The organism is Pandoraea cepalis, from assembly GCF_902459625.1.
GTDB lineage: Bacteria > Pseudomonadota > Gammaproteobacteria > Burkholderiales > Burkholderiaceae > Pandoraea > Pandoraea cepalis.
In genome coordinates this window covers 561,422-584,992 of sequence record NZ_CABPRY010000001.1, presented here as the reverse complement: position 1 = coordinate 584,992, position 23,571 = coordinate 561,422, and the positions used below count along the sequence as shown (strand labels likewise).

The window sequence follows — 23,571 nt, the reverse complement described above, 5'->3', positions numbered from 1 at the left end:
ACAACAACTCATGCGGCCGGCTTGCCAGTATCCGCCACGGCGGCGGGCGACTCCGCCGATAGCGGCGAATTCGCCGGCAACCCCACGCCCCCGACCGCCCCGGCCTCGACACGATGGAGCGGGCTGGTGCCATCCGCTTCCGCCACGAGCCATGCGGCAATCGCGTCGCGCTGCGCGTAGGCGTCGGCCTCGCCCAGCGCAATGAGTTCCTGCGTGTAAGACGACTCGAACAGCAGGTAGCTGGCGAAGGCCGCGCCGCGCGCTTCGTCCGCCCCGATCGCGCCGAGGATCGTACGAACGGCCCGCGGCAACTGCTGCAGATGACGCGCTGCAATCGGCTCGATGCGCTGGCTTGGCGAGATCAAAAGCGTCTCGATGGGCCGCCAGCCGCTGGATTCGCGTTGCGCCTCGGGCACATGCCGCAGCACGTTGTTGATGTGCTGGAGTCGCTCCAGATCCGCCGACAGGCCGTCGATGAACACGCTCGCGAGCGCCTGCCCGCCAATCTGCGCCAGACTGGGATAGCCGCCGATGCGCTCGCCGCTGCTGTCGAGTCCGTACTGTCCGTGCGCCGCGCCAATGATGAGGATGCGGGTGGCGCCCAGATGGATCGGTGGACTGAGCGGCGCAATCTGGCGCATCGATCCGTCGCCGAAATACTCGGGCTGCCCGTCGAGATCGAGCTCGACGGCGGGGAAAAGAAATGGGATCGCACTCGATGCCAGCAAGTGCTGCACGCTCAGCGGCACCGCACGCGCCAGGCGCAGCGAACGCTTCCAGGCCTGAATCGGCTCGGCGCTCTGATAGAAGGTGACATGCTTGCCTGACGAGTACGAAAGCGCCGTCACCGACAAAGCCTCGAGCGCCCCCGACGCGAAAACGTCGGGCAGTCGATCGAGACGAATCGCACTGCGCAGCATGTCGCCGAGTGGCGACCAATCGAACAGCGAGCGCGGTGAGCGACGCAGCGCCCAACCGAGCGAAAGCGCCGCCAGCCAGCGTGCCCCGGTGCCCGCCATGCCCAGCGAGTCCGCGCGGAACACCTGACCGGCGTGAAATTGACGCCACACTGCGTCCAGCTTCATGACCCCATGCTGGAAATCGTCGGCGTGCGAAGCGAGCGCGGCGGCGTTGATCGCGCCGGCCGAGGTGCCACAGACAATGGGAAACGGAATCGCGCGCCGCGACGGCAGAACCTCGCGTTGGATCGCGGCGATCGCGGCCAGCACGCCCACCTGATACCCCGCGCGTGCTCCGCCGCCCATCAGGACGAGGCCAGTACGTTCGCCTGAAATCATGGGGGCCTCCTCCCGCCGTGGTCAACGTTGTGGTTGTGGCTGCCTTTGTCGCTATCGCCGTGACCGATGCCGCCGTCGCTCCTGCCGCATGCGTCGTTGGTCCGACCGCCCTACCACTTCCAGCCGGCCTGCTTACCCGGCGTCTTGCCTGCGGCGGGCGCGGCCTTCGCCGACGTCTTGGCAGACGTTTTTGCCGCGGCCGACTTCGCCGGCGGCGTCTTGCTGGCCGGCGCACGCTTGGCCGCGGTCTTGCCCGTCGCCTTGCTCGTACCCGCCGCCCGCTTCGCCGTGCTGGCCTTTGCCGTGGCCTGGCCAGACGCCTGCGTTGGCTCCGCCCCCGCCGATTTCGTGGGTTTTGCGGGCTTTGCGGGTTTCGCCGTCGCGCCCTGCGTCGCCTTGGCTGCAGCCTCCGACATTTGCGCCGCCGCCGCTTCCGTCATCTGTGATGCCGACACGCCGGCCGCCTGCGCGGCAGCGGCAATCTGGTCGAACTGCGTGCGCATCGCGTTGAACCAAAGCGACGGGTCCAACGCACCGTAAGCGTTGCCCGCCTGCGCGAACGGCGACTGTGTGTCGCCGCCCGCCGGGGCTTCCTCGGCCGCGGCCGCCTTGGGTTCCGGCTCCGGTTCCGGTTCCGGCTCGGGTTCCGGTGCGCTCGCCTGCGGCTCGACGTCTTGCGCCGGCGCCTCGGTGGCAAACGGTGAGCGCCAGAAGTTCGCCGCGCCCGCCTGTCCGAACGGCGACGCACTCGCCTGCGCGTCGCTCGCGGCGCCGAAGGTGCCGGTGCCGAACGAGCGAAGCGTCGCATAGGTGGCCCGTTGCACTTCGAAGGCCTGGATCGTCGAGCGCAGCACGTTCAGATTGAGCGTGAGCCACTGCTCCACCGCACGCATCTCGGCGATGCGATTCTCGATCTCGTCGGGATCGAGCAACGGTGCCGCGCTCTGCATCAGCTGCGTGAGCGGCGAGGTAAATGTCGCGGGCGGGCTGAACGCTTCCCACATCTTCTTGAGAATGTCGAAGCCGTTGGGCATGGCACTCGTCGAATCGCTCATTACAGTCTCCAGTCACGGTCGGGGACGCACGGCCCGCGGGGCAATCCCGGCAAGTCGCGCACATCCTGAGCGCCTTCTCGCGCACATCGGCGCGCGAAGGGCGTATGGATATCGATCATACGCCGAGCGTGCGCCAGTGGTGTGTCAGAACGGGGCGTCACCGCCGTAATCCGGCGCGCGACGCTCGCGCAGCGACGCAATGCCTTCGCGCACGTCCGGCCCCGCGAAGCCCATGAATTCGAGTGCGAGCGACGCATCGAACGAGGGCCCCGCGCTGCGCAACCAGTTGTTGAGCGCGTACTTGGTCCAGCGAATGGCCGTGGTCGAGCCACGCGCCAGCTTGTCGGCCACTTCGAACGCGCGCGGCAGCAGGTCGGCCTCGTCGACGGTGAGCGACACGAGCCCGATGCGCTCGGCCTCTTCGCCCGTGACCGGCTCGCACAGCAGCAGGTAGTACTTCGCCTTCGCCATGCCGCAGAGCAGTGGCCAGACGATGGCGGCATGATCGCCCGCCGCAACCCCCAGCCGCGTATGGCCGTCGATGATGCGCGCGGTCTTCGCGGCAATCGAGATGTCCGCCAGCAGGCCCGCGACCAACCCGGCCCCCACGGCCGGACCGTGCATGGCGGAGACGATCGGCTTGCTGCAATTGATCACGTTGTAGACGAGATCGCGCGCTTCGCGCCACACGCGGGCGCGCACGGCGAAATCGTCGGCCATGTCTTCCACGAGCGACAGGTCGCCGCCGCCGGAGAACCCCTTGCCTTCGCCTCGAATGACGACCGCGCGCGTCTCGGTGTCGCGATCGATATCGCGCCACACATCGGCCAGTTCCTGGTGCATGCGATGGTCGGCCGTCGACAGGCCGCTCTTGTTTGCCCCGGCGCCCATGATGAGTTCGAGCACGCCATTGGGATGCCGCTTGAATTGCAGCGACTGGTAGTGTTGATATGGGTCTTGCGACATGGCTTACCGCTCCAAAAAAATATCCCCGCGCAGGCGGGGATGGGGAGGCGGCGGCACCGGACAACGCCGATACCACCGACGGTCAATCTGTGGTGGATGCGCGCGGCGTCGGCCGCCTCACCGTCATGCGAGATCGGCAGGACTCACAACGTTCGCGCTTCACTCACGGCGCGAGTTGCCACTTGCCATTCTCGATTTCGACCATCACGCGAGCCCGCTGGTCGAGGCCGAGGTGATCGGTCGGGCTCATGTTGATCACACCATTCGTGACGTGCATGTTCTTGCTCGTCTCGAGCGCGTCGCGCAACGCCTTGCGGAATTCCGGCGTGCCCGGCTTGGCCGTCTTCAGCGCGATCGGAATGGCGCGCTGAAGCAGAATGCCGGCATCCCAAGCATACGAACCGAAGGCAGCCACCGTGCCGGCACCGAACTTGGCTTCGTACTTCTTGATGTAGTCGAGCGCCACCGCCTTGGCCGGATGATCGTTCGGCAGTTGCGACGCCACGAGCACCGGGCTCGCCGGCAGGTACGTGTTGTTGCAATCCTTGCCGCACACGCGCAGGAAGTCGTTATTGCCCACACCGTGGTTGTGATACACGAGCCCCTTGTAGCCGCGCTCGGCCAATGCCTTCGGCGGCAGCGCGGCAGGCGTGCCGGCGGCGCCCACGACGACGGCGTCCGGATGCGCGGCCATGATCTTCAGGATCTGCCCCGTCACGCTCGGATCGGTACGGGCGAAACGCTCGCTGGCGACCATCTTGATCTTGTGCAGAGCGGCGAACTTGGCGACTTCCTCGTAGAACGCTTCACCCAGCGCATCCCCCTGACCGATGAACGCCATCGTCTTCACGCCATGACGGCTCGCATGCTCGGCGATGGCTGAAGCCATCTGCGCGTCGGTCTGCGGTGTCTTGAACATCCAGTAACGCTTGGCGTCGACCGGTTCGATGATGCGGGCCGACGATGCCAGCGAAATCGTGGGCGTCGTGCCGCTGGCGATCACGTCGATCATCGCGAGCGTGTTCGGCGTGATCGACGACCCGATGATGGCGTCGACATGATTCTCGGAGATCAGCTTCTTGGTGTTCTGAACGGCGGTCGTGGTGTCCGACGCGTCGTCGAGCATGATGTACTCGACCTTCTGGCCACCGATCTCGGTCGGCAGCATGGTGATCGTGTTGCGCTCGGGAATGCCAAGTGACGCGGCAGGCCCGGTGAGCGAGATATTCACGCCGATCTTGACTTGAGCGGCAGCACCGCCGGCCATCGCCAGCAACATCGCGCCCAGCAGGGCAGTGCGCACGGGGTTTCGCATGGAGAGTCTCCTGATCTGGTCTGGCCCGCGCTCGTTTTTTCTCTTGCGCGGGCCCCCTGGAAAAGGTGCCTCGCGCAGCGCCGGCGAAAATTAGGGCCGGCTCGCCTACCCGATAGGGGTGCGAACCGACTCAAGGAGACAAAGCATAGCGGAGCCGGAATTCCCCGCCATATCCGGGTTCACCCTATTGACGCATCCCCGCGAGCGCCGAAAAGGTCTGCGGGACGCCGATCTTGAAGGCTCACAGGCGTTTCCCACCGCGCTGGCGACGAGATGTCATTCATCCAGCGGCGAGACGGCCTGATCGATAGCGCCGAAGATCGACTTGCCCTGGGCGTCGAACATTTCGATGCGCACGCGATCGCCGTAGCGCATGAACGCGGTCTCCGGCGCGCCCTTGTCGATCGTCTCCAGCATGCGCTTCTCGGCAATGCATGCGCTGCCGCGACTGCGATCCTTGTTGGAGATCGTGCCCGAGCCCACGATGGTGCCCGCGCGCACATTGCGCGTCTTGCACACGTGCGCCACGAGTTGGCCGAAGTCGAACACCATGTCTTCGCCGCATTCGGGCGCACCGAACTTCTTGTCGTTCCACTTCACCGTGAGCGGCCGGTGCACCCGGCCAGCGTGCCAGGCATCGCCCAGCTCGTCGGGCGTGACGGCCACCGGCGAGAAGCTGCTTGCCGGTTTGCTCTGGAAGAAGCCGAACCCCTTGGCCAGTTCGGCGGGAATCAGGTTGCGCAGGCTCACGTCGTTGACGAGCATCAACAGACGCACGCCTTCGAGCGCGCGCGCCGGGCTTGCGCCCATCGGCACATCCGACGTCACCACGGCAACCTCGCCTTCGAAGTCGATGCCGAAGTCTTCTGACGCGCAGACGATGTCGTCCGTCGGTCCCAGGAAGTCATCGCTGCCGCCCTGGTACATGAGCGGATCGGTCCAGAATTCGGGCGGCATGTCGGCCCCGCGTGCGCGGCGCACCAGCTCGACGTGGTTCACATAGGCCGAGCCGTCGGCCCATTGGTACGCGCGCGGCAGCGGCGCCATGCACTCGGCCGGATCGAACGCGAAGACGTTGCGCGCACGCTGGTGATTGAGTTCGGTATAGAGCGTCTGGAGCTGAGGCGCGTAGAACGTCCAGTCGTCGAGCACGCGTTGCAATGTGGGCGCGATGGCGTCGGCAATGCAGGCGCTCGACAGATCGCGCGACACGACGATCAGTTGGCCGTCGCGGGTGCCGTCCTTGCGGGTAGCGAGTTTCATGATATGGAGTCTGCGGGCCACCTGAGGCCCGATAGAATGGCGCGTGAAGCCAAAGATTCTACCTGAGGGCATTGCCCGCCCGTTGAACGGCCGCCGACACGATCTGTCGAACCGAGTACATCGCGATGTGAGATCCTGAGCGCGTGACGTTCCGGTGGATCGTGGCTCGTGCCGTCGCTCGCCAAACGTCGGAATCGCCCGCATTGTCCGTATCGCCCTTATTGCTCCTTTTGCCAAGCAGTGCCCAACGTGCCTCCGGCCCCCAACGATTCCCAGGACGCGGTCTTGCCGCCCGCTGGCCCGACACCGTCAGCGGCGGCTCGCCAGCGCGGGCTTTGGCGCACGCGTGGCTTCGTCTGGGCGGGCGTGATGGCCGCCGTGCTCGCCGTCCACGGGCTCATCGCATTGTGGGTCGCGAGCGACCGGTCGTCGATGGAAGACACGCCGATTCCCGACATTCCGGTCACGCTGATTCCGCTCAAACCTGTCGCGCCTCCCGCACCGCCAGCGCCGCCAGCGCTCCCCGCACCGTCAGCGCCCAAGCCGGCCGTCAAGCCGCGCCCCCGCAAGCTCGCCCCCCCCGCGCCGCGGGCCGCCCCCGATACACTTGCCGCACCGGCCACGGCGAACACGCCCGGGCCGCAGGCGGCCTCGCAGACCGTCGCAAGCGAAGGCGACACGTCCGGGGCGCCCGCCAGCAGCGCGCAAGCCACCTCGCCGCCCGGCCCGCCGCTCACGGCAGCCGCCGCCAATGGCGACAGGTTCGATCCGCCGCCCTCCGCCACGATGGCGTACGACGCGTACATGAACGGCGTGCGCAATCAGACCGGCGAACTGCAATGGGTCAACGCAAACGGCCATTACCGCCTGCGCGTGGCGGTGCCGATCATCTTCTTCGGCACGTTCGAGTTCATCAGCGAGGGCGGTTTTGACGTGAACGGCATTGCGCCATCCCGTTATGTCGAAAAACGCGGTCGTCGCGCCGAATACGTCAGTGACTTCCATCGCGATGGCACGCCGATGCTGCACTTCTCGCGCTCCGGCCAGTCCATGCCGCTCGCGCCCGGCGCGCAAGACCGATTCAGCGTGATGATGCAGCTGGCAAGCTATGCGAGAGGCAATCCGGAACGCTACGCGCAGGTCGGCGTGACGCACGAGTTCACGGTGGTCGACACGGACAGCAGCGAAGTCTGGCCAGTGCAGTACGTTGGCCGGGAAACCCTGCGCACGCCGCAGGGCTATGTCGAGACCCGCCACTTCACGCGGTTGCCGCGTAAGGCGGGTGACGAGCGACGCGTCGACATCTGGCTCGCGCCATCGCTGGACTGGATGCCGGTGCGCGTCAAGCAGACCGAGCCGTCGGGCAACGAATTCGAATTGGTTTTCACACAGAAGGCGTCGCCTTGAGCCGGCTTCGCACGGCCCGGCCCGCCGGGGCACCAAACCCGCGCGCCCACTCCTTAGAATTTCGAGCGATATGCGCGTCGCACCGCCGCGCGGCGCAGTGTTGCCTTGCTACTACGGTTCGCCAGCAGAAGTCCAAGGTTCCTGACATAATCAGAAACATCCCACTGCACCTACGCCACTTCGCCAACGCATCGACGAGATTTGGGGGGCCGCTCACCATGAAAGTCAGTGCCAACGGTGCATCGATTCATTACGCGGTGGAAGGCCACGGTCCGTGGGTGACGCTCGCGCATCCGCTGGGCGCGGATCTCACGATCTGGGACGATCTGGTGCCCGACCTCGCGGCCCATTTCCGGGTGCTCCGATACGACAGCCGCGGCCATGGCCGCAGCGACGTCCCCGCCGGCCCTTACACCATCGAACAACTGGCCGCCGACGCGACCGCACTGCTCAATTCGCTGGAAATCCCACGAACGCACTTCGTCGGCATTTCGATGGGCGGTGCCGTCGCGCAACAAGTCGCGCTCGATGCGCCGGAGCGCATCGCCAGCCTGACGTTGATCGACACCACGGCCGGTTACGACGACGCCGACGCGAAGGTGTTTCGCCAGCGCGCCACGCGGGCACGCGAACAGGGCATGAAGGCGCTTGCCGACGGCACGCTCGAGCGCTGGCTGGGCGAGCGCTTCCGCAAGCGCCACCCCGAGACATCGGAACGCGTTCGCGCGCTGGTGGCCAAGGCGCATCCGGAGGGTTTCGCGGCCGCCTGCGAAGCGCTGGCCGCGTTCGACGTGCGAGCCAAACTGTCGGAAATCGACGCGCCGACCCTGGTGCTGGTCGGGGAAAACGATCCCTCCACGCCTCCGGCCGTCGCGCGACGCATCGCCAGCGGCATCGCCGGTGCCCGGTTGGAGATCGTGCCCGACGCCGCCCATCTGTCGATCGTCGAGCAGAAACAGTTCGTAACCAATGCCCTTGCAACGTTTTTGCTCGGGGCTTCCTCTAACGTTTGAACCAGCATGCTGCGGGACCTGTCGCGGGATCTTTGACTAGGAGGGCCAAAACCATTGAATTCGTCAGCCGGTGTGCCGATAAGCGAATCATGGGGCACTGCCTCTTGAAATCGCGCCGCGTTGCCCCTATGTGGGTTACTGAGGACCAAGCAGGAACACCAGGAGAGTTGCCATGCTCATGATTTACAACAGCCCGAACTACTATGTCGTCGAGTTTGCCGCGGATAACGGCGATCACGCGCTATCTGCCGGTGGCTATGAAATCGTGGACAAAGCCGCTGGCCGTGAGATTTTTCTCGACGGCACGCTTGCCCGGCAATTCCGTGAAGAAGTGCAGAAGTTGATCGCCAGTGAGCCCTCCGAGGATGAAGTCGATGAATTCCTCGGCCAGTTCGATACTTTCATGACGAACCCGGTCGTGCTCCACTGACGCCAACACCGCGCGGTGCCGCCACCCACACAAAACCCTCGCCTCGGCGAGGGTTTTTTCATGGCGCCAAAGCTTGACGCCATGTCAGGCGTCATCGGCGAATCCAGCGCGCCAACGGCCTCGGCCCGACCGTCAGCACTGCTCCCACGGCAGTCCCTCGAAGCGCCAGCCGTTCACGGCGTTGCGGTGATGGGTGCCGTCCAGATCGCCCTCGAAGCCGTGCAGCACGGCATACACGTTGCGGAAACCGGCCGCCTCGAGCGCCTCGCCGGCGGCGGTGCTCCGGTTGCCGCTGCGGCAGATCAGCAAGACGGGGCGCTCGCCCCCAGCGCCAGCGAGCTTGCGCACGCTCTGGACGAAGTGCGGGTTGATCTCCCAATCCGGGCCGTCGTTCCACGCCACGTGGATCGCCCCGGCCGGGTGTCCCACGAACAGGTATTCCATTTCGCTGCGGCAATCGACGAACAGGGCATTGGCCTTGGCTTGCAGAAACTGGTGAGCGGCGCTCGGGAGCAGGAATTCCATATCGTTGGCGAAAGCGGGTCAGGACGGCGCGGCGCGCGCGTCACGGATCGCCGCCGGCGCCGCCCGGCAGGCGGTGGCGCGCGGGCGGCGGGCGCGAAAACCATTACAATTATAGGTTTTCCGGCCACTCCAAGGCGACGTCCGTCATGACCACCGCTAGCCCATCCGCCGTCAACGCCCCTACGGGGACCGCATCGACCACGGCTCCGGCCCGCTCGCAGCCGCGCTACACGCGGGGTCAGGCACTGCCCGCGCTGCTCGAATCGCGCATCCTGATTCTGGACGGCGCCATGGGCACGATGATCCAGCAGTACAAGCTGAGCGAAGCTCAGTACCGTGGCGAGCGCTTCGCCGACTTCGCGCACGACGTCAAGGGCAACAATGAGCTGCTCTCGCTCACGCGCCCCGACATCATCAGCGAGATTCATCGCAAATACCTTGCGGCAGGCGCCGATATCCTCGAGACGAATACGTTCGGGGCGACGACGATCGCTCAGAGCGACTATCACATGGAGGATCTGGCCGACGAGATGAACCGCGCGTCGGCACGTCTGGCGCGCGAGGCCTGCGATGCCTTCAGCACACCCGACAAGCCACGCTTCGCCGCCGGCGCCATCGGCCCGACGCCCAAGACTGCGAGCATCAGCCCGGACGTGAACGATCCGGGCGCGCGCAACGTCGACTTCGACCAACTGCGCGACGCCTACTACGCGCAAGCCAAGTCGTTGCTCGAAGGCGGCGTCGATCTGTTCCTCGTCGAGACGATCTTCGATACGCTCAACGCCAAGGCCGCGCTCTTTGCCATCGACGAGCTGTTCGAAGACACCGGCGAGGTATTGCCGATCATGATTTCAGGCACCGTCACCGATGCCTCCGGGCGCATTTTGTCGGGCCAGACGGTCGAAGCGTTCTGGAATTCGCTGCGTCACGCCCGCCCGCTCACGTTTGGCCTGAACTGCGCGCTCGGGGCGACGCTCATGCGTCCGTACATCGCGGAACTGGCCAAGCTGTGCAACACCTACGTGTCGGTCTACCCGAACGCCGGCCTGCCCAACCCGATGAGCGATACGGGCTTCGACGAGACGCCCGACGTGACGTCGAGCCTGCTCAGGGAATTCGCGCAGGCGGGCCTGGTGAATCTGGCGGGCGGCTGCTGCGGCACCACGCCGGAACACATCGCGGAGATCGCGAAGGCGCTGGCTGACGTGAAGCCGCGCCGATGGCCGTCGCAATATCGCCCCACCGGCGGCAGCGACAGCACGGATGGCGACGACGGCGACGACACCTGAGCGTCGCGACCGTCCGCCCGAAGAAGACAAGACTGATTGCAGCAAGCCCGGCGCGCCGCCCTCGCCTCTCACGCAGGAGGCACGGCCGACGCGCCAACCACTGAACGGATTGCCCCATGAGCCAAACGCCCTTCCCAACGCCTGTCGAATCTGTCGAGCCAGTGCAGCCGATGCGCCTGTCCGGCCTCGAACCCTTCAACATCGGCGCGGGCACGCTCTTCGTCAACGTCGGTGAGCGTACCAACGTCACGGGTTCGAAAGCGTTTGCGCGCATGATCCTGAACGGCCAGTTCGATGAAGCCCTCGCGGTCGCCCGTCAGCAGGTCGAGAACGGCGCTCAGGTCATCGACATCAACATGGACGAGGCGATGCTCGACTCCAAGGCCGCGATGGTGCGCTTCATGAACCTGATCGCCTCCGAGCCGGACATCGCGCGCGTGCCGATCATGATCGACTCGTCGAAGTGGGAAGTGATCGAGGCCGGGCTCAAGTGCGTGCAGGGCAAGGCCATCGTCAACTCGATCTCGCTCAAGGAAGGTCGCGACGCGTTCGTGCATCACGCCAAGCTGATCCGCCGTTATGGCGCCGCTGCCGTGGTCATGGCCTTCGACGAACACGGGCAGGCCGACACCTACGCGCGCAAGACGGAGATCTGCGCGCGCAGCTATCGCGTGCTCGTCGACGAAGTGGGCTTCCCGCCCGAGGACATCATCTTCGATCCGAACATCTTCGCGGTGGCCACCGGCATCGAAGAACACAACAACTACGCGGTCGACTTCATCAACGCCACGCGCTGGATCAAGGCGCACCTGCCCGGCGCGAAGATCAGCGGCGGCGTGTCGAACGTCTCGTTCTCGTTCCGCGGCAACGACCTCGTGCGCGAAGCGATTCACACCGTGTTCCTGTACCACGCGATTCAGGCGGGCATGGACATGGGCATCGTCAACGCCGGTCAGCTCGGCGTGTACGAGAACCTCGATCCCGAACTGCGCGAGCGCGTCGAAGACGTGGTGCTCAACCGCCGCGACGACAGCACCGAGCGTCTGCTGGAGATCGCCGAGCGCTTCAAGGGCGGCGCCCAACGGCGCGAAGAGAACCTGGAGTGGCGCAACCAGCCGGTCGAAGCGCGTCTCGCGCACGCACTGGTGCATGGCATCACCACGTTCATCGTCGACGACACCGAAGAAGTGCGCCAGAAGATCCACGCCGCGGGCGGCCGTCCGATCCAGGTGATCGAGGGCCCGCTCATGGACGGCATGAACGTCGTGGGCGATCTGTTCGGTGCGGGCAAGATGTTCCTGCCGCAGGTCGTCAAGAGCGCGCGCGTGATGAAGCAGGCCGTCGCGCATCTGGTGCCGTTCATCGAAGAGGAAAAGGCGCGCATGGCCGCCGCCGGGGAAGACGTTCGCTCGAAGGGCAAGATCGTGATGGCCACGGTCAAGGGCGACGTGCACGACATCGGCAAGAACATCGTGACGGTGGTGCTCCAGTGCAACAACTTCGAAGTGGTCAACATGGGCGTGATGGTGCCCTGCGCCGACATCCTCGCCAAGGCGAAGGAGGAAGGCGCCGACATCATCGGCCTGTCGGGTCTCATCACGCCGAGCCTCGAAGAGATGGCCTACGTCGCCTCGGAAATGCAGCGCGACGATTACTTCCGCCTGCGCAACATTCCGCTGATGATTGGTGGCGCTACGACGTCGCGCGTGCACACGGCCGTGAAAATCGCGCCGCACTATGACGGCCCCGTGATTTACGTGCCCGACGCGTCGCGCTCGGTGTCGGTCGCCTCGAATCTGCTGTCGGACGAGGCCGCCGAGCGATATCTCGAAGAGGTCAAGACGGATTACGAGCGCGTGCGGGCACAGCATGCCAATCGCAGGGCCACGCCGATGGTCTCGCTCGCCACGGCGCGGGAGAACAAGTTCAAGATCGATTGGTCGACGTACGTCCCGCCCAAGCCGAAGTTCATTGGCCGGCGCGTGTTCAAGAACTACGATCTGGCCGAACTGGCGGACTACATCGACTGGGGTCCGTTCTTCCAGACGTGGGATCTGGCCGGCCCCTTCCCCGCGATTCTCAGCGATGCAATCGTCGGCGAGTCGGCCCAACGCGTCTTCGCGGACGGCAAGGAGATGCTGGATCGCATGATCAAGGGCCGCTGGCTGACGGCCAACGGCGTGATCGCGATGCTGCCCGCCAACGTGGTCGGCGACGACGACATCGAAATCTATACGGACGAGTCGCGCTCGGAAGTCGCTTTCACGTGGCATAACCTGCGACAGCAAAGCGAGCGGCCCGTGGTCGACGGCGTGCGTCGCCCGAACCGCTCACTGGCCGACTTCATCGCGCCCAAGGACAGCGGGGTGGCGGACTACATCGGCGTGTTCGCGGTGACGGCCGGCCTCGGTGTCGACGCCAAGGAAGCCGGCTTCCTCGCCACACACGACGACTACAGCGCGATCATGCTCAAGGCATTGGCCGACCGACTCGCCGAGGCGTTCGCCGAGTGCATGCACGCGCGCGTGCGTCGCGAGTTCTGGGGCTACGCCAGCGGCGAGCAGCTCGACAACAACGCCCTCATCAAGGAAGCGTACGTCGGCATTCGCCCGGCCCCGGGCTACCCGGCTTGCCCCGAGCACTCCGTCAAGGGACCGATGTTCCACTACCTGCAAGCCCATGAAGTCGGCATGAGCGTAACGGAATCGCTCGCCATGCTGCCCGCCGCGAGCGTCTCGGGCTTCTACCTGTCGCATCCGGACAGCACGTACTTCAGCGTCGGCAAGATCGGCCCCGATCAGGTCGAGGACTTCATGGAACGCGCCAACGTGGACGAGGCCACCGCCCGGCGCCTGCTGGCCCCGCAACTGTCGTAATCGCATTCCTTCGCGTGACCCGGCGGGCGGCATGACGACTGCACGCCGATGCCGGTGTCACGCCCCTGTCGCAACCGACGCGTAGTGTCCCGCCCGTTCGGGCTGAGCCGGCAGATCGAATCCTCGGCCGCCGGCGCCTTGCCATCTGTCGACCGGCCCACTTCGAGAGGTTCCATGCACGCATTGCAAAGCATTCAGAATTTTCACCTCCTGCCGCTGCTCAACACAGCCGTCTCGCTGCTCGTCGCGTTCATCCTGGGCACGATCATCGGTGTGGAGCGTCAAGTCCGCCAGCGCACGGCCGGTCTTCGCACCAACGTGCTCGTGGCCGTGGGGGCCGCCGCCTTCGTCGACTTGTCGATGCGGCTCATGCCCGGCGATACGCGCGTGATTGCCTACGTCGTGTCGGGGGTCGGCTTCCTCGGGGCCGGCGCCATCATGAAAGACGGCGCTTCGGTGCGCGGCCTGAACACCGCCGCCACGTTATGGGGCTCGGCCGCCGTGGGCGCCGCCGCCGGGGCCAGTCTGATCGTCGAAGCCGTCGTCGTGGCGGGCTTCGTGCTGGCGGCCAATACGCTGCTGCGTCCCGTCGTGAACCGCATCAACCGCGCCCCGATCAACGAGGCGACGTCGGAGGCGACTTACGCGCTGTCCGTTATCTGCGCCCGCACGACGCAACGAGAAGTGCTCGACAAGGTGGAAGCCTGGCTCGAAGCGTCGAACTATCCCGTGCGCGCGCTCGATATTCACCCGTTCGGCGAAGCCGACGTCGAGATCGAAGCGCTGCTGCTGCCCACCGCCGTGCAGGCTGGCGAACTCGACGCCCTCACCGATCACCTGGAAACGCTGCCGGGGGTGAATCAGGTGTTCTGGTCGAGCCGTTCGGACGACTAGGGGAAACATGCCGAACGATGCGCGATGACGGCCTATGCGAGGGCGTCGCAGCATCGATCGCTGGCACTGAAAGTTGCAGATTCCGGGACGGGGAACTCACGCGAAAGCGAGAGGGTTGGCGAGCGACGCGCTCGGACGACGGGCGCGTCGTGCCGGACAAGGGGAGTAGCCTGCCCCGCGCTGTCTGCGAGGGCCTGCAGTTGCCTTCGACCGCTTAGCGGCGGCCCGTCTCCCACATCACGGCGACGTTTTCCTTGCGGGACTCCCGCAGCATATCGAGCAGTGGATACGCACGTTGCGCCAGGCGCAGACGATCCTCTTCCTCTCGTTCGCCGGACTTCTTGCCTTCGTTTTCCTTCTTCGCGGCGGCATTGTCTTCCGCGATGGCGGCTTCCAGCTTCGCAATGGCCTCGCCCATTTCGTCCTCGCCGATGGCACCGCGCTCGCCAAGCTTCTTGCCGACCAGCCCGAGCAGAAACTGCGCGAGATTTTCCAGCATCGTGATCGTGGGCGAAGCGTGCGACTTGAACGTTACCAGCATGGTTGTCTCCCTATTAGCGTTGTGACCCCCTCCGCCGCTCCGAGCGCATGTCACCCAACGCGTGGGATCAGCGGGTACCGTGACTTCATCATACACCTGTTAAAATCCGGTGCTGACGATTCAACTGCCTGTCCGGACGCGTCCGGACGCACCCGAAACACCCGCCAATGCTACCTGCACAAAAGAATGCTCTCGTCGCGCTGATCGGCGACGTCGTCGCCGGTCTGATGCCCGCAGACGGCACTGCGACCCCCGCGCAAAATGCGCCGGCCTTGCCGACTATCCTGCTCGAACGCCCGAAAGTCGCCGCGCATGGCGATCTGGCCTGCAACGTGGCGATGCAACTCGCGAAGCCGCTGCGCGCCAATCCGCGCGAGCTGGCCCAGAAGATTGCCGACGCCATCCTCGCCGACGCCCGCGCGAGCGGACTCGTCGACGCGGTTGAGATCGCCGGCCCCGGCTTCATCAACCTGCGTCTGGCCAACGCCGCGAAGCAGTCGGTGGCGCGTGCGATCCTGACCGAAGGCGCCGCCTTCGGCCACTGCGCCGTGCGCCACGACGACGCGCCGGTGCTCGTCGAGTTCGTCTCGGCCAACCCGACCGGCCCGCTGCACGTGGGTCACGGCCGTCAGGCCGCGCTCGGCGACACGATCTCGGCGCTGCTGGGCACGCAAGGCCATCCGGTCCATCGCGAGTTCTATTACAACGACGCCGGCGTGCAGATCCAGACGCTCGCCACCTCGGTGCAGGCGCGCGCGCGCGGCCTGAAGCCGGGCGACGCCGAGTGGCCGGAATCGGCCTACAACGGCGACTATATCGGCGATATCGCACAAGACTTCCTCGCACACAAGACCGTGCAGGCGTCCGACGGCGCCCCGGTCACCGGCAGCGGCGACATCGAGGACATCGATTCGATCCGCGCGTTCGCCGTGGCCTATCTGCGCCGCGAGCAGGACATCGATCTGCAGACCTTCGGCGTGCGCTTCGATCAGTACTACCTCGAGTCGTCGCTCTATGCCGACGGCAGTGTCGAGCGCACGGTGCAGGCGCTCGTCGATGCGGGCGTGACGTACGAACAGGACGGCGCGCTGTGGCTGCGCACCACCGATTACGGCGACGACAAGGACCGCGTGATGCGCAAGTCCGACGGCACCTACACGTACTTCGTGCCGGACGTTGCCTATCACACCCGCAAGTGGGCGCGCGGCTTCCATCAAGTCATCAACGTGCAGGGGTCGGACCACCACGGCACTATCGCCCGCGTGCGCGCGGGGTTGCAGGCCCTGGGCATCGGCATTCCGACCGGCTACCCCGACTACGTGCTGCACAAGATGGTCACCGTCATGCGCCACGGAGAAGAGGTGAAGATCTCCAAGCGCGCGGGCAGCTACGTGACCGTGCGCGACCTGATCGAGTGGTCGGGCGGCATCACGGCCGAAACCCCGGTCACGGATCCGGCCGAGCGTGAAGCCGCCCTGCGCCGTGGCCGCGACGCCGTGCGCTTCTTCCTAATTTCGCGCAAGGCGGACACCGAATTCGTGTTCGACGTGGATCTCGCGCTCAAGCAGAACGACGAGAACCCGGTGTACTACGTGCAGTATGCGCACGCCCGCATCTGCTCGATCCTCACGCAATGGGGCGGCGACGACGGCCGTTTGGCCCACACCGACCTCGCGCCGCTCGACAGCGAACGCGCGCTCGCGCTGCTGCAACTGCTCGCCGAATACCCGGACATGCTCACGCGCGCGGCCGAGGAACTTGCGCCGCACGCCGTGGCCTTCTATCTGCGGGATCTGGCGGGGGCGTTCCACTCCTTCTACAACGCCGATCGCGTGCTGGTCGACGACGAGACCGTCAAGCACGCGCGTCTGGCGCTGCTGGCGGCGACGCGTCAGGTGCTGCGCAACGGTCTTGCCGTGCTGGGCGTGTCGACCCCGGCCAAGATGTAAGCCCCAGTTATCCAACCCTTCCGAACGGCAAACGCATCGGAACTCTGTAAGGACGGAATCGACTCGATGGCAAACACACGTCGGCCTCCCCGCCAGCGGGGCGGTACTTTTCTGGGCATCGTGCTCGGCCTGATCGTTGGGCTGGCCGTTGCCGTCGTCGTCGCGCTCTACATCACGAAGACGCCGACCCCATTCGTCGAAAAGACGCCGCCGCGCCCGGCCGATAACTCGCCGGCCGCGCAAGCGCCCGATCCGAACAAGTCGCTGCAGCCGCGCACGCCACTGCCGGGCGCCGCGTCGGCCGTGGCCGGGCCGGAGTCGGCCTCGCAGGCCGTGACGTCGCCGCTCGTACCCGGCACACCGGTCACGTCGCCCACCGCGTCCGCGCCCACGGCACCGGCCCCGACAAAGCCGTCGCCCGCCGATATTCTCAGCGGCAAGTCGACCGTGCCGGTCGCGCCGCAGACCACGCCGCCCGCCAGCGCGACGGACACCGCCAACACGGGCTACTTCCTGCAAGTCGGCGCATTCAAGTCGCAGAGCGACGCCGAGCAACTGCGCGCCAAGTTGGCGCTCTCGGGCTTCGAGGCGAAAGTCACGCAGCGCGATGCCAACGGTCTGACGCTCTACCGCGTGCGCCTCGGCCCGTATGGCAAGCTCGACGAGATGAACCACGTGCGTCAGCGCCTGCAGGATGGTGGCTACGACACAGCCGTTATCCGCTTCACGAGGCAATAACCGCAAGAGGCGCTGCTCGATCAGGGCAACGCCTCTTGTTTCCTCGCCCGGCACCGCGTCGCACCCGCGCGGAATGCATGGTTTACCGGCAGCATCGTTCGGGAAACGCCGGGGTTGCCGGGAGGTTGAACCCGGCAGCGCGGCGCTGGTCATAAGCACTAGCTTATCTATGTGAATCCGGGATATGGTTTCGCAGGAGCGCCGGCCAACCGATGGCTGGCGCGTCTGCCTCACTCCTCAACAACGATCATGAAAAAACTTCTTGGTACCGTTCTGCTGTCTTTCGGTTTCCTTTGCGGCGCCGCCTCGGCCTCGCCCGAAGCCCCGGTCGCGGGAACCGATTACCTGGTGTTGCCGCAAGCACAGCCCACGTCGGCCGGCGCGGGCAAAATCGAAGTCACCGAATTCTTCTGGTATGGCTGCCCGCACTGCAATGCGCTCGAACCGTCGCTGGAAGCGTGGGTCAAGAAGCAAGGCAAGGATGTCGTGTTCAAGCGCGTGCCGGTCGCCTTCCAGGACCGCTTCGAGCCGCACACCCGCATGTTCTACGCACTCCACGCGCTGGGCCGCGAAGCTGAACTCACACCGAAGGTCTTCAACGAGATCCACGTCAAGCACAACTATTTGCTGACGGCGCAAACGCAGGCCGACTTCCTCACGCAGTTCGGCATCGACAAGCAGAAGTATCTCGACGCCTATAACGGCTTCTCGACCCAGGCCAGCGTAAAGACGGCCAACAGGACGTGGCAGGACTACAAGATCGACGGCGTGCCGACGATCGCGATCCAGGGCAAGTACCTGGTCTCGCCGGCCACCTCGGGCGACGCCCTGCAAAAGGCGGGCAAGCCGGCCACGACCGAGCAGCAGACGTTCGATGCGGCGCTCAAGACGGCCGACGCCATCATCAACCAGATCCGCGCGAAGAAGCTGTAAGCTTCGCCGCTCACCCAGCCCGGCCCCGGCCGGGCTTTTGCATTAGATGGCGACACACACGACATCACCGAAGGTCTTTATCACGGGCGCCTCAAGTGGATTGGGCGAAGCACTCGCACGCCACTACGCCGCGCAGGGCGCCATCCTCGGGCTAGTGGGTCGACGCGGCGACAGGCTCGCCGATCTGGCCGCCTCGCTCCCCCATCCGCATGCCGTACATAGCTACGCGCTCGACGTGCGTGACACGCTCGCGCTGCACGCGGCGGCCGACGACTTCATGGCCCGTCACGGCGTGCCGGACATCGTCATCGCCAATGCGGGCATCAGCCACGGCGTGACGACTGAAGACCCGGCCGATCTACCGCACTTCGCGTCGGTCATGGACACCAACTGGCTGGCGATGGTGGCCACGTTCAGCCCCTTCGTGGCACCGATGCGCGAACGCAAGCACGGCACGCTCGTGGGTATCGGCAGCGTGGCCGGTGTGCGCGGTCTGCCAGGGCACGGCGCCTACAGTGCTTCGAAGGCCGCCGCGATGACGTACCTCGAAAGCCTGCGAGTGGAATTGCGCGCTGCCAAGGTCGCGGTCGTAACGATTGCGCCGGGCTACATTCGCACGCCAATGACGGATGGCAACCCGTTCCCGATGCCGTTCCTGATGCCCGCGGACACGTTCGCGCGCAAGGCGGCCGCGGCGATCGCCCGACGCAAGCGCTTCGTGGTGCTGCCGTGGCCGATGGGCGTGGTGGCCTGTGTCCTGCGATGCCTGCCGCGCTGGCTTTACGACAGGCTCTTCGCCCGTGCGCCGCGAAAGCCACGGTTGTCCGAGCGCAACGTACAAAACGCCCCCTCGGCCAACACCGTCCAGCCGCCGGACGGTCCCTCAACAGGCCCCAAATAGCGGCCAACGCAGGGATATTCCCCAAATCTACGGGCGAAGCCGGGGAAAGCTGAATGTCACGCGTTACATTGCTCCGCATCCCTAACGCGCGACGTCCCCATGAACGCCATATCAACGCAAGCCGCGTCACGCGCTTGCCCCAATCGCGGCGTCGCGCTTCATCGACGCATCGCCCTCATCCTTAGCCTACCGCTCGCCCTGATGGTTTCCGGGTGCGCTGCGTTGGATCCCGGCAACTGGCAAATCGTCGGCCCGCCGGAATCGTACATCCGCCCCGCCCCGACCCTCGTCGCGCCCGCGCCCATGATCGTCGCCCCTGCACCGGTGATCGTGACCCCGGCGCCCGTGATCATTGCGCCGCGCCCGCCCGTGGTGATCGCCCCCGCGCATCCGTATATCGTCGTGCCGCAGGCGCGACCACGCACGTCGCGCGATGCCGCTCACTTCCTGAGCGAGAAATGCTATCTGCAGAAGGGCGGCTGCTACACCAGCGAATACCGCGAAGGCTACGAGTTCAATCCCTACACCGGCACGTGGGAATGGGTCGGTCAACGAGACTATCGGTGGAAGGGCAGCCGGGGGAATCGATAGCTCGATACGCCTGCGTTTCTCCCTTGGAACACGCCACCGGCCGCCGTGGCGGCGCGGATTATTGAACCGTTGTGGTGCATTGCGAACCTGCGCTAGAGTGCTTGTGTAACTTCGATAGAGGTACACACGACGTTAAACCGGTCTTGCCGTCAGCGAGCGGACGGATGTCGACGGACGTTAGCAGACCGATCCGACTGCGGCACGCCCAACCAAGCAGGAGAGGCATATGCAGGCAACCCCTACCGGCGCGCCGGTCATCGATCCGGCACTGCGACGCAAAGCGGTGATCGGTTCCACGCTGGGCAATGCATTCGAGTGGTTCGACTTTACGGTCTACGGTCTCTTCGCGGTCATCATCGCGAAGCTCTTCTTCCCCGCGGAAAACGATACGAACTCGCTGCTGGCGAGTGTGGCGTCGCTTGGCGTAGCGTTCTTCTTCCGTCCCATCGGCGGGCTCGCATTCGGTTTGTACGCCGACCGGGCTGGGCGCAAGTCGGCGCTCTCGGTCATGGTGCTGCTCATGGCGCTGGGCACGGGCCTGATCGGTATTGCGCCGACGTATGCGGCGATCGGCTTTGCCGCGCCGTTGCTTATCCTGCTGGCACGCGTCATTCAGGGCTTCTCGGCGGGCGGTGAATTCGGCGGCTCGACGGCCATGCTCATCGAGTTCTCGCCGCCCCACCTGCGCGGCTTCTACGGCAGCTTTCAAATGTGCTCGCAGGCACTGGCCGTCGCGTTCGCCGGGCTGTGCGCGTATGTGCTCAACACGTCGCTCACCAAGGAGGCACTCGAATCGTGGGGTTGGCGTCTTCCGTTTCTGTTCGGGATTCTGATCGGTCCGGTGGGCTTTTATATTCGACGTCGCATGACGGAGTCGCCGGAGTTTCTGGCCTACGCGGCCGCGCGTGCACCGACCCGCCGCACACCGCTCGCCGACGTCTTCTCGCATCACTATCGCGCACTCATCGCCGGCTTCGGCCTGACGGTTGCCGCAACGACATCGTTCTACGTCACGCTGATCTATACGCCGATCTACGCAGTCAAGCAGTTGGGATTGACGCAGGGCGCCGCGAGCCTGTCGACGTTCATCGCCGCCATGCTGATCGCCGCGCTGTGCCCGTTCACGGGCTGGATTTCGGATCGCGTGGGCCGCAAACCGCTGATTCTTTTGTTCGTGCTGCTCTACGGCCTGACGTCGTTCTGGATGTTCACGCGGCTGCACGGTGCGCCGTCGATGGGCAATCTGCTGCTCGCGCAGATTCTGCCGGCCGTCTGCATGGGCTTCGTGTGGGGCGCGTTCCCGACGGCGGTCACGGAGGTGTTCCCGGTCGGCGTGCGCTCGACGGGCGTCTCGATTCTCTACAACGTCTCGGTGATGTTGTTCGGCGGTCTCGCGCCGTTCTGGATCACGTACCTGATCAAGGCGACGCAGAACCCGCTGGCCCCCGCGTATTACATTCTGATGACGGTGACGATCAGCCTGGTGACGTACGGTTTGCTCGGTCGCGACGGCCGCAACACGGCGGCATCGACGCAGCACGCCTGACGTCGCACGCGACGCCAAAAGCACGTACGCAAAAATGCAATGCCCCGGCGACCTGAATCGGTCGCCGGGGCATTGTTTTGTGGCCAACTGATCCGGTCAGCCGCTCATGCGCGGCGCTCACGCCTGCCACTCATGCCTGCCGCTCGCACCTGCCGCGAAGGCAGGTCATCGTGCAGGTCGTCACGCAGGTCCGATCAAACCGGAGAAAAGCGCCAGACGCCCTTCGCATCGCGCTCGCGCTTGAGTTCCCCCGAACGCCAGAGCATGTGCAGGTGCGCCAGCGCTTCGCCCATGGCGAAGGTGGTCTGGTGCGCATCGAGCTTGCGATGGAACATGATCGGCACGATATCGCCCGCGCTTTGCGGCGACCGGGCGCAGGCGTCGCGCACTTCCTGCAACCGTGCGGTGTGGTGATCACGCAGTTGGCCAATGCGGGTGTGCAGTCCGGTGAACGGCCGGCCATGCGAGGGCAACACGAGACAATCGGCGGGCAGATCGAGGTAGACGCCGAGCGAGTCAAGGAACAGTTGCAGCGAGTTGGCTTCGGGTTCGATGTCGAAGACGCTGACGTTGGTCGAAATGCGCGGCAGCACCATGTCGCCGGAGATGAGCACGTTGTGCCGTTCGGAGTACAGCGCCATGTGCTCTGGCGAGTGGCCGTAACCCGCGATCAAACGCCAGTCGCTGCCGCCGATGCGCAGGGACTCGCCATCGCGCAAGCGGAAGAAGCGCGACGGCACTTCGGGCACGAGGTCGCTGAAGTAGGTCTTGCGGTGGCGGATCTGGTCGATCATGGCCTCATCGGCAAGCCCATGCGAAATAAAGTGCGCCACGGCGAACTCGCCGCCGGCATTGGCGGCGTTGTTGTTGACGGCCTCCGACATGAGGCGGCCCCATGCGTAGTCGCCCTGCGACATGGCGAGCCGAGCTGACCAGCGGGGTTTGTCGCCGCCCTTGCAGATCCAGTGCGCGAGGCCGAGGTGATCGGGGTGGCAATGCGTGACGACGACACGCAGAACCGGGTCGCCCCCGAGCGCGTGCTCGAACACTTGTTCCCAATAGGCCTTGATCTGCGGATGTGTGATGCCGCAATCGACGACGGTCCAGCCTTTGACGCCGTCGATATCGTCGCGCAGCAGCCACAGGTTGATGTGATCGAGCACGAACGGCAGCGGCATGCGCACCCAGAAGACGCCTGGCGCCACTTCGTGCACGGTGCCGCCTTCCGGCAAGAATTCTCCGAGGGGGTAATTCAGTTGTTGTTCAAGGGCATTCACGAGGACCACGCTCCAGATGGACTTGTTCTGTCGTTATCGGCTAACGCCGTCACCGATTGCATAGGAAGCAACTTGACGCTAACGTAAACGGCAATTCTATCTGCAATGGTAAGCACCTGCTTAACCCGATGCTCACATACACGATTACCGAGCTTGCCCGCGAGTTCGACATTACGCCCCGCGCGATCCGTTTCTACGAGGATCAGGGGCTGCTCACACCGGCCCGCGAAGGTCCCGGCGGGCGCCACCGCGTCTACACCGGGCAGGATCGCACGCGTCTGAAGCTGACGCTGCGCGGCAAACGTCTCGGACTCACGCTCTCGGAGATCAAGTCGATTCTCGATCTCTACGCGTCGCCCAAGGATACGGTGTCCCAGCTTCGCGTGTTCCTCGAAACGCTGTCCCAGCATCGGCAGGTGCTTGAGCAGCAACTCGAGGATCTTCACGCCACGCTCGACGAGGTCGCGCAACACGAAGCCCAATGTCTCGCGCTGCTCGAGGCTGCCGGCGAAGCCGCACCCGCCGACGTCGCTCGACGGTCGAAGACGACGGCTGTGTCGCACTGATTCGTCAGGTTTCGACTTCTGTTCCGACTTCTGTCTCGGCCTTGGCGTCGGCCTCGGTTTCAACCACTTACTGCCCCAACCCGCCCAAACCCGGCCCAACCCGCCTGAATCCGCCTCGCCCGGCATCCTGTCCGGGGTCGCCTCCCGCCCGGCCGACCTTCGCACTTTCGATGCTGGAAAGCCCTTACTTTACGTTTA

21 protein-coding genes are annotated in these 23,571 nt (G+C 65.3%); 13 read left to right on the top strand and 8 right to left on the bottom strand.

The window, feature by feature from the left end; all coding sequences use genetic code 11:
* Nucleotides 1–8 precede the first annotated feature (8 nt).
* The 5 genes from PCE31107_RS02595 to PCE31107_RS02575 form a co-directional block, all read right to left on the bottom strand.
* Nucleotides 9–1,298, bottom strand: a complete 1,290-nt coding sequence (locus PCE31107_RS02595) for a patatin-like phospholipase family protein (protein ID WP_150606318.1) — start codon at nt 1,296–1,298, stop codon at nt 9–11.
* Between the two features lie 110 nt (nt 1,299–1,408).
* Complete coding sequence (locus PCE31107_RS02590; protein WP_150606316.1) at nt 1,409–2,353, bottom strand: PhaM family polyhydroxyalkanoate granule multifunctional regulatory protein; 945 nt, start codon at nt 2,351–2,353, stop codon at nt 1,409–1,411.
* Between the two features lie 144 nt (nt 2,354–2,497).
* Nucleotides 2,498–3,319, bottom strand: coding sequence for an enoyl-CoA hydratase/isomerase family protein (locus PCE31107_RS02585; protein ID WP_130024702.1), 822 nt, complete (start codon nt 3,317–3,319; stop codon nt 2,498–2,500).
* A 163-nt stretch (nt 3,320–3,482) separates the two neighbouring features.
* The gene (locus PCE31107_RS02580) at nt 3,483–4,634 is read right to left on the bottom strand and encodes an ABC transporter substrate-binding protein (RefSeq protein WP_017233771.1); all 1,152 of its coding nucleotides are present in this window, start codon (nt 4,632–4,634) and stop codon (nt 3,483–3,485) included.
* A gap of 276 nt (nt 4,635–4,910) precedes the next feature.
* Nucleotides 4,911–5,897, bottom strand: coding sequence for a fumarylacetoacetate hydrolase family protein (locus PCE31107_RS02575; protein ID WP_130024700.1), 987 nt, complete (start codon nt 5,895–5,897; stop codon nt 4,911–4,913).
* A 285-nt stretch (nt 5,898–6,182) separates the two neighbouring features.
* Between PCE31107_RS02575 and PCE31107_RS02570 the strand changes: the two genes are divergently transcribed.
* The 3 genes from PCE31107_RS02570 to PCE31107_RS02560 all read left to right on the top strand — a co-directional run bounded on the left by PCE31107_RS02570 (nt 6,183) and on the right by PCE31107_RS02560 (nt 8,747).
* Nucleotides 6,183–7,304, top strand: coding sequence for a DUF3108 domain-containing protein (locus PCE31107_RS02570; RefSeq protein WP_150606314.1), 1,122 nt, complete (start codon nt 6,183–6,185; stop codon nt 7,302–7,304).
* A 218-nt stretch (nt 7,305–7,522) separates the two neighbouring features.
* Nucleotides 7,523–8,317, top strand: coding sequence for a 3-oxoadipate enol-lactonase (gene pcaD, locus PCE31107_RS02565; protein WP_150606312.1), 795 nt, complete (start codon nt 7,523–7,525; stop codon nt 8,315–8,317).
* A gap of 172 nt (nt 8,318–8,489) precedes the next feature.
* Entirely contained in the window at nt 8,490–8,747 is a 258-nt protein-coding gene (locus PCE31107_RS02560) for a BTH_I0359 family protein (protein WP_150606310.1), read from the top strand.
* A 132-nt stretch (nt 8,748–8,879) separates the two neighbouring features.
* Here the strand turns inward: PCE31107_RS02560 and PCE31107_RS02555 are convergent, their stop codons facing one another.
* Nucleotides 8,880–9,272 (bottom strand): rhodanese-like domain-containing protein, encoded by a 393-nt coding sequence (locus PCE31107_RS02555; RefSeq protein WP_017231999.1) that lies wholly within the window; start codon nt 9,270–9,272, stop codon nt 8,880–8,882.
* A 146-nt stretch (nt 9,273–9,418) separates the two neighbouring features.
* Between PCE31107_RS02555 and PCE31107_RS02550 the strand changes: the two genes are divergently transcribed.
* The 3 genes from PCE31107_RS02550 to PCE31107_RS02540 all read left to right on the top strand — a co-directional run bounded on the left by PCE31107_RS02550 (nt 9,419) and on the right by PCE31107_RS02540 (nt 14,331).
* Complete coding sequence (locus tag PCE31107_RS02550) at nt 9,419–10,561, top strand: homocysteine S-methyltransferase family protein (protein ID WP_150606308.1); 1,143 nt, start codon at nt 9,419–9,421, stop codon at nt 10,559–10,561.
* A gap of 116 nt (nt 10,562–10,677) precedes the next feature.
* On the top strand, nt 10,678–13,437 hold the full coding sequence (metH, locus tag PCE31107_RS02545) for a methionine synthase (RefSeq protein WP_281352548.1): 2,760 nt from the start codon (nt 10,678–10,680) through the stop codon (nt 13,435–13,437).
* Nucleotides 13,438–13,620: 183 nt separating this feature from the next.
* On the top strand, nt 13,621–14,331 hold the full coding sequence (locus PCE31107_RS02540) for an MgtC/SapB family protein (protein WP_150606868.1): 711 nt from the start codon (nt 13,621–13,623) through the stop codon (nt 14,329–14,331).
* Nucleotides 14,332–14,545: 214 nt separating this feature from the next.
* Here the strand turns inward: PCE31107_RS02540 and PCE31107_RS02535 are convergent, their stop codons facing one another.
* The gene (locus PCE31107_RS02535; RefSeq protein WP_017231995.1) at nt 14,546–14,872 is read right to left on the bottom strand and encodes a DUF1840 domain-containing protein; all 327 of its coding nucleotides are present in this window, start codon (nt 14,870–14,872) and stop codon (nt 14,546–14,548) included.
* Nucleotides 14,873–15,099: 227 nt separating this feature from the next.
* Here PCE31107_RS02535 and argS point away from each other — a divergent pair, with 227 nt between their 5' ends.
* From argS to PCE31107_RS02505, 6 genes are all read left to right on the top strand, one after another.
* The gene (argS, locus tag PCE31107_RS02530) at nt 15,100–16,821 is read left to right on the top strand and encodes an arginine--tRNA ligase (protein ID WP_425494708.1); all 1,722 of its coding nucleotides are present in this window, start codon (nt 15,100–15,102) and stop codon (nt 16,819–16,821) included.
* 66 nt (nt 16,822–16,887) lie between these two features.
* Nucleotides 16,888–17,559 carry an SPOR domain-containing protein gene (locus tag PCE31107_RS02525; protein WP_150606304.1) on the top strand — a complete coding sequence of 224 codons (672 nt, stop codon included), beginning with the start codon at nt 16,888–16,890 and terminating at the stop codon, nt 17,557–17,559.
* A 249-nt stretch (nt 17,560–17,808) separates the two neighbouring features.
* Nucleotides 17,809–18,492 (top strand): thiol:disulfide interchange protein DsbA/DsbL, encoded by a 684-nt coding sequence (locus PCE31107_RS02520; RefSeq protein WP_130024693.1) that lies wholly within the window; start codon nt 17,809–17,811, stop codon nt 18,490–18,492.
* A 46-nt stretch (nt 18,493–18,538) separates the two neighbouring features.
* The gene (locus PCE31107_RS02515) at nt 18,539–19,393 is read left to right on the top strand and encodes an SDR family oxidoreductase (protein WP_150606302.1); all 855 of its coding nucleotides are present in this window, start codon (nt 18,539–18,541) and stop codon (nt 19,391–19,393) included.
* 99 nt (nt 19,394–19,492) lie between these two features.
* The gene (locus tag PCE31107_RS02510; protein WP_246181688.1) at nt 19,493–19,984 is read left to right on the top strand and encodes a hypothetical protein; all 492 of its coding nucleotides are present in this window, start codon (nt 19,493–19,495) and stop codon (nt 19,982–19,984) included.
* Between the two features lie 226 nt (nt 19,985–20,210).
* Nucleotides 20,211–21,530: an MFS transporter gene (locus tag PCE31107_RS02505; protein ID WP_150606300.1), complete on the top strand. Its 1,320-nt coding sequence runs from the start codon at nt 20,211–20,213 to the stop codon at nt 21,528–21,530.
* Nucleotides 21,531–21,724: 194 nt separating this feature from the next.
* Here the strand turns inward: PCE31107_RS02505 and PCE31107_RS02500 are convergent, their stop codons facing one another.
* Nucleotides 21,725–22,807, bottom strand: a complete 1,083-nt coding sequence (locus PCE31107_RS02500; protein ID WP_150606298.1) for an MBL fold metallo-hydrolase — start codon at nt 22,805–22,807, stop codon at nt 21,725–21,727.
* A gap of 128 nt (nt 22,808–22,935) precedes the next feature.
* Between PCE31107_RS02500 and PCE31107_RS02495 the strand changes: the two genes are divergently transcribed.
* A complete protein-coding gene (locus PCE31107_RS02495; protein WP_150606296.1) occupies nt 22,936–23,373 on the top strand; it encodes a MerR family transcriptional regulator in 438 nt (145 codons plus the stop codon).
* Nucleotides 23,374–23,571 lie beyond the last annotated feature (198 nt).

What these genes read in the sequence shown, in the direction of transcription:
- PCE31107_RS02595 (WP_150606318.1), bottom strand. Translation starts at nt 1,298, where the DNA reads ATGATTTCAGGCGAACGTACTGGCCTCGTCCTGATGGGCGGCGGAGCA.
- PCE31107_RS02590 (WP_150606316.1), bottom strand. Translation starts at nt 2,353, where the DNA reads ATGAGCGATTCGACGAGTGCCATGCCCAACGGCTTCGACATTCTCAAG.
- PCE31107_RS02510 (WP_246181688.1), top strand. Translation starts at nt 19,493, where the DNA reads ATGAACGCCATATCAACGCAAGCCGCGTCACGCGCTTGCCCCAATCGC.
- PCE31107_RS02585 (WP_130024702.1), bottom strand. Translation starts at nt 3,319, where the DNA reads ATGTCGCAAGACCCATATCAACACTACCAGTCGCTGCAATTCAAGCGG.
- PCE31107_RS02580 (WP_017233771.1), bottom strand. Translation starts at nt 4,634, where the DNA reads ATGCGAAACCCCGTGCGCACTGCCCTGCTGGGCGCGATGTTGCTGGCG.
- PCE31107_RS02520 (WP_130024693.1), top strand. Translation starts at nt 17,809, where the DNA reads ATGAAAAAACTTCTTGGTACCGTTCTGCTGTCTTTCGGTTTCCTTTGC.
- pcaD (WP_150606312.1), top strand. Translation starts at nt 7,523, where the DNA reads ATGAAAGTCAGTGCCAACGGTGCATCGATTCATTACGCGGTGGAAGGC.
- PCE31107_RS02525 (WP_150606304.1), top strand. Translation starts at nt 16,888, where the DNA reads ATGGCAAACACACGTCGGCCTCCCCGCCAGCGGGGCGGTACTTTTCTG.
- PCE31107_RS02505 (WP_150606300.1), top strand. Translation starts at nt 20,211, where the DNA reads ATGCAGGCAACCCCTACCGGCGCGCCGGTCATCGATCCGGCACTGCGA.
- PCE31107_RS02555 (WP_017231999.1), bottom strand. Translation starts at nt 9,272, where the DNA reads ATGGAATTCCTGCTCCCGAGCGCCGCTCACCAGTTTCTGCAAGCCAAG.
- PCE31107_RS02575 (WP_130024700.1), bottom strand. Translation starts at nt 5,897, where the DNA reads ATGAAACTCGCTACCCGCAAGGACGGCACCCGCGACGGCCAACTGATC.
- PCE31107_RS02495 (WP_150606296.1), top strand. Translation starts at nt 22,936, where the DNA reads ATGCTCACATACACGATTACCGAGCTTGCCCGCGAGTTCGACATTACG.
- PCE31107_RS02535 (WP_017231995.1), bottom strand. Translation starts at nt 14,872, where the DNA reads ATGCTGGTAACGTTCAAGTCGCACGCTTCGCCCACGATCACGATGCTG.
- metH (WP_281352548.1), top strand. Translation starts at nt 10,678, where the DNA reads ATGAGCCAAACGCCCTTCCCAACGCCTGTCGAATCTGTCGAGCCAGTG.
- PCE31107_RS02560 (WP_150606310.1), top strand. Translation starts at nt 8,490, where the DNA reads ATGCTCATGATTTACAACAGCCCGAACTACTATGTCGTCGAGTTTGCC.
- PCE31107_RS02550 (WP_150606308.1), top strand. Translation starts at nt 9,419, where the DNA reads ATGACCACCGCTAGCCCATCCGCCGTCAACGCCCCTACGGGGACCGCA.
- PCE31107_RS02515 (WP_150606302.1), top strand. Translation starts at nt 18,539, where the DNA reads ATGGCGACACACACGACATCACCGAAGGTCTTTATCACGGGCGCCTCA.
- argS (WP_425494708.1), top strand. Translation starts at nt 15,100, where the DNA reads ATGCCCGCAGACGGCACTGCGACCCCCGCGCAAAATGCGCCGGCCTTG.